Origin of the sequence: Vibrio sp. 10N.261.55.A10 (assembly GCF_041470825.1) — a bacterium.
Lineage (GTDB): Bacteria > Pseudomonadota > Gammaproteobacteria > Enterobacterales > Vibrionaceae > Vibrio > Vibrio crassostreae_C.
Genome location: NZ_JBFRNC010000111.1, coordinates 1 through 5,307, shown reverse-complemented (window position 1 = coordinate 5,307; position 5,307 = coordinate 1). Strand labels below are relative to the sequence as shown.

General features: G+C 44.7%; 3 protein-coding genes. All 3 read left to right on the top strand.

All coding sequences use genetic code 11. From position 1 onward, the window contains the following. Nucleotides 1-221: 221 nt before the first annotated feature. On the top strand, nucleotides 222-1,337 hold the full coding sequence (locus AB4274_RS21835; RefSeq protein WP_372113226.1) for a YcjF family protein: 1,116 nt from the start codon (nucleotides 222-224) through the stop codon (nucleotides 1,335-1,337). Next, nucleotides 1,324-3,000, top strand: a complete 1,677-nt coding sequence (locus tag AB4274_RS21830) for a GTPase family protein (protein ID WP_372113224.1) — start codon at nucleotides 1,324-1,326, stop codon at nucleotides 2,998-3,000. Before AB4274_RS21835 ends, AB4274_RS21830 begins: the two co-directional genes overlap by 14 nt. Before the next feature lie 760 nt (nucleotides 3,001-3,760). Further along, a complete protein-coding gene (tnaA, locus tag AB4274_RS21825) occupies nucleotides 3,761-5,233 on the top strand; it encodes a tryptophanase (protein WP_102394496.1) in 1,473 nt (490 codons plus the stop codon). Nucleotides 5,234-5,307 lie beyond the last annotated feature (74 nt).

Below are 5,307 nucleotides of genomic sequence, written 5' to 3'. Positions count from 1 at the left end.
TTCATGATCTTGCCCTGGTTAGGTACCCGAATCAATACGATGATACCCGTATGTATAAAAAAGCGTCTATAAAAATGAGCGCGCAAATAAAAACAAGCGTTTAGGCATTGTAAACCTGTGCGACTGAACAAACATAAGTTTAATATGATTTGTGATTATATAAGTCAGTATTGCTTTGTCATCAACTCGAATCTCAACATCAAGTGAGCGTTACTCTAAACATGTTTGATCAAATAAAAGACTTCATTAATCCGAGCAAGAACCCAGACTTGACTCAGGCTCATGAATATCAGCGCAAGCATCTTCCTACATTGTGGCTGTTGGGCAAAACGGGGGCGGGCAAGTCATCGTTTATTCAAGCGGTCACGGGCGACTCTTCTGTAGAAGTGGGCAATGGTTTTGCGCCTTGTACCATGACGGCGATGTCGTATGAGTTTCCGCAAGACAAACCCGTGATGAGGTTTCTTGATACCAGAGGACTCAGCGAAGCGAATTACGATGCGAAAGAGGATTTGGAAGAGATTGGTCAGGCAGGTAATGCGTTAGTCGTTGTAATGAAAGCCGACGAACCTGAACAATCCGCTGTGCTTGCGGCTCTAAAACAGATTAAGAAACAGAAGAAGATTAAACACTTGTTGCTGGTTCATACGGCGGTGTTGTCTTCCAGTGAACCAGATCGAGCAAGGCAAATTCAGTTCAACACCAACCAAGTAGAGAAGGCTTGGGGTAAAGAGTTTGAATCGGTAGCGGTCGATTTCGAAACGGATGACAACGCTATGTCTAACAGCGAAGCGGTTTACAACTATGACATCTTGTTGGAAAAGCTGACCAGTATTCTTCCTGTTATTGGAATGATGGTGCAAGACAAAGAGCATTCCACCCAAGAAGAAGCCAACTTTGACCAAGTAGAAAACGAAGTGCTTTGGTATGCAGGAAGTGCAGCGGCCAGTGATTTGATTCCAGGTGTTGGTTTGGTGTCTGTACCTGCAATTCAAGCGAAGATGCTCCACAGTTTGGCGAACCAATATGGGGTCGAGTGGAACAAGAGAGTCTTTAGTGAGTTGATAGGCACGCTGGGAAGCAGCTTTGCTTTGCAATACGGAATGAAGCTGGGCACTCGACAGTTGATAAAGCTGATTCCAGTTTATGGTCAAACGGTAGGCGCGGTTGCCGCAGCGGCAATGAGTTTCGGCACCTCTTATGGTTTAGGTCGCGCGGCTTGTTTTTACTTCTATCATAAGAACAAGGGTGAAGAAGTGTCTGAACAAGAGATGCAGAAGATCTACAAAGAATCCCTGAAAAAAGGAAAGGCGGCGTCGGGCTATGAAGAAAATTAGAAACCTATTTCGATTACTGGCGGTGCTATCGAGCGGCCGCTGGGGCATTGCCCTGATTTCGGCCATCTTCCCAAGTATTATCATGATGGGTTTTGGTGTGTTCTTGGCGGTCAAATACGGTTATCTACTCGAAATATCGATTGCCATTGCCGTGAGTACCTTGGTGTTCACCATTCCTCTGTTCATTTCAAGCCGCTCTTCACGCCGATCTTCAAGTACGGAGCCCTTCTCAAACAAAGAGAGTGACGACCTTGGTGAGGATGTTTCTGATTCTGAATCACAACATAACAAAACTGATATCAACGATGCATTGGTTAAGGCTTCGGCTGATTGGTCTCAAAAAGAACTGTCGATTTGGAATGATTCAAAACACCATGTACGCCAACAATTAATGGTCGACATAGAGTGGGGCAACCTAGACCAAACCGGTTTAGAGGTACTTGAATTTGTTGCGAGAAAGTTTGATAAAAAATCGCTCGATTTCTCGATTCCTGAAGGGCTAAAGCTGTTCGAAGAGGTAAGCCGACGCTACAAATTGGTAGTGCGAGAGCATATCCCCGGCATTGAGTATCTCAAGGTTTCTTACATCAAAGCGGGCTACGAAGCCTACGATAAATACGGTGAGCTAGGACAGAAGATCTTCAAAGCGGCTATTTGGGGTAACCACCTTAAAAACTTGTATTTGAATCCACTCAAGGTGATTTCTGATTTAGGACGAGAACAAGCGACAGCAACGATGACAAGGGGTGTGGTTGATGACATGCAATACGCCGCCAAACAAGCCTTGTTAGATGAAGTTGCGGCGGTGGCGATTGACCTCTACAGCGGACGTTTCAGCATTGAAGATGAGGCACTTAAAGTGTCTGATGTTTCTGAACTCGACGAACAACGCTTTGCTCCAGAGCTAGAGCCTGTGCGAATCGTGCTGGTGGGACAAACCAGTTCGGGTAAATCTTCACTTATCAATGCACTCAAGCAAGAGTTGGTTGCAGAAGTGGATGTGCTGCCATCAACCGACACTTCAACGGTGTATAACGCGTTTGTCGACGACAATGATGTTCGCGTTGTTGATCTTCAGGGGCTTGATGGCAATCCTAAAACCGAAGCCTTAATGCTGAAAGAGATGACCCAAGCGGATGTGGTGCTATGGGTGCTTAAAGCCAATCAGTCTGCACGTGATTTGGATAAGCAATTGAAAGATAGATTTGATGCTTTCTATGACGATCCTAAGAACATCTCACGCAAGAAACCGATTGTGGTGTCGGTTGTGAATCAGGTAGACAGATTAAAGCCTGTAGACGATTGGCAGCCACCGTATGACTTAGAGAATCCAACATCGACCAAAGCGAAGATCATTGCTCAAGCGCTCGAATACAATCATATATTGCTGCAAACCGATATCGTGTTACCGCTGGCGATTGCGCCAGAAAAGGTACAGTTTGGTTTAGATACTTTAAGGCAGACGTTGATAGAGCGTATCGCTGACGCAAATAACGTTCAGAGAAACCGCCAACGTTTAGAAGCCATGAAAAGAGGCTCGTCGGTTAAAGGCCAACTGAATAAAGCAGTCAAAGTGGGTAAGAAGGTGGCACCCAGCGCATTGAAAGCGGCGACACCAAAACTGGCTGAAATGGCCATCAAGCAAGCCGTGAAGAAGAAGTAAGTCATTCACTGCGAATACGGTTCTGGTGAGGTTTGAGCCTCATCAGAATTTATCTTTTCTAGATCGGCGAGTTTTGGATCTTGGCTTTATTAGATGATGGCTTTTTTAAAAAACAGCTATCTTCGCCCCTTATTAGAGAGGTGTTGATTTCAAAAGAGATTTGATATTATTAAGGTTCTCGCTGAACTAGTTTAATAGTATATAAACAGCTGTGATTCACATTTTATATAACACGCTATCGTATTTAATCATCATTCTAAATATTGATCACATTTATACTTTTTTAAGCTGTATTTATAAAACAATTGCACTATATTTAAACTTCGGATCATCTTGATTTCAACGTAGGGATATATTGTGAACATGTATCTGAAATGGCAATCAACAACTTGGCTAACCTTGTTAGCTTGGTATACCTTAGATCACCAACTCTCGTTCCACCTTTCTTCAGAGTAGTACCCTCTAGGCGTCACGCGCCAGCAAAGCAGCGAGCTTTGTTTACCTATCAGCAGCTTTGATAACCTTTGAACGTATGAATGTCGCACTTATTATTCCGTGTAGGGTATTCGTTTTTTGTCGTTCTCGCTAATTATCTTAGCCTCTGTTTAGGTTTGATTAATAAGTCATTATTTAATTTTTTTATTTTCACTGTTAATTTTCTGTGTATCTTTATACGGAACTATTAATTTAATAGTGAGGACTCGTGACATCTAAAGAAAATACATTTCGACCTGATCGGAATGTATTGAAAGGTATTATTATGGAAAACTTCAAACATCTACCAGAACCGTTTCGTATTCGTGTTGTAGAGCCAGTAAAAAGAACAACTCGCGCCTATCGTGAACAAGCCATTGTCGACGCGGGCATGAACCCATTTTTGCTCGACAGTGATGATGTGTTTATCGACTTACTGACAGACAGCGGAACAGGATCTATCACTCAGCGTATGCAAGCCGCGATGTTAATGGGTGATGAAGCTTACAGTGGTAGCCGCAGTTACTACGCATTGTCGAATGCGGTTAAGGATATCTTCGGTTACGAGTTGACGATTCCAACACACCAAGGACGCGGTGCAGAGCAGATCTACATTCCGGTTCTTATTAAGAAGCGTGAAATGGAGAAAGGGCTCGATCGCAGCAAAATGGTCGCCTTGTCGAACTACTTCTTCGATACAACACAAGGCCACACCCAAGTGAATTGCTGTGTGGCGAAGAACGTTTATACCAAAGAAGCGTTCGATACCTCAGTGAACGCGGATTTCAAAGGCAACTTCGATGTGGTGAAGCTGGAAGAAGCGATCTTAGAAGCGGGCGCAGCCAATGTTCCCTACATTGTGAGCACCATTACTTGTAACTCTGCTGGTGGACAGCCAGTGTCTATCGCCAATCTAAAAGCCGTGTATGAAATCGCTCAGAAGTACGATATTCCTGTGATCATGGACTCGGCACGCTACGCAGAAAATGCCTACTTCATTCAACAACGTGAAGCGGGTTATCAGGATTGGACAATCGAACAGATCACGCGTGAGTCTTACAAATACGCGGATGGTTTAGCTATGTCTGCCAAGAAAGATGCCATGGTACAAATGGGCGGCTTGTTGTGCTTTAAAGACGACGCTTTCATGGATGTGTACACAGAGTGTCGAACCTTGTGTGTGGTGCAAGAGGGCTTCCCAACCTATGGTGGCTTAGAAGGTGGCGCGATGGAGCGTCTTGCGGTTGGCCTTTATGACGGCATGCGCCAAGATTGGTTAGAGTACCGTATTGGCCAGGTTCAATACCTTGTTGATGGCTTAGAAGCGATGGGCATCGTGTGCCAGCAAGCAGGCGGTCATGCTGCGTTTGTCGATGCGGGTAAATTGCTGCCTCATATCCCGGCTGGTCAGTTTCCCGCACATGCTTTGGCGTGCGAACTCTATAAAGTCGCGGGTATCAGAGCGGTTGAGATTGGGTCTTTGCTGCAAGGACGCGACCCAGCAACAGGTGAACAACACCCATGTCCTGCTGAGTTGTTGCGCCTTACCATTCCTCGCGCGACCTACACACAAACACACATGGACTTCATTATCGAAGCATTCGAAAAAGTGAAAGAGAATGCAGGACAAGTGAAAGGGCTCGATTTTACCTACGAGCCGCCGGTGTTAAGACACTTCACTGCGCGCTTGAAAGAGGTAGAGACCAGCGAGAAACAAACAGAAAAAAAGAACGAACAAACGCTCGAAGAAGCATTTTAAAATAAAAACATAAGCGAATAGTCACTAGAACCCTAATCAAAGGCTCCCTCGGGAGTAATGCCGTTCACTTAAGA

Excerpts from the sequence above, each read along its gene's own strand:
- AB4274_RS21835 (WP_372113226.1), top strand. The coding sequence starts at position 222 with ATGTTTGATCAAATAAAAGACTTCATTAATCCGAGCAAGAACCCAGAC.
- AB4274_RS21830 (WP_372113224.1), top strand. The coding sequence starts at position 1,324 with ATGAAGAAAATTAGAAACCTATTTCGATTACTGGCGGTGCTATCGAGC.
- tnaA (WP_102394496.1), top strand. The coding sequence starts at position 3,761 with ATGGAAAACTTCAAACATCTACCAGAACCGTTTCGTATTCGTGTTGTA.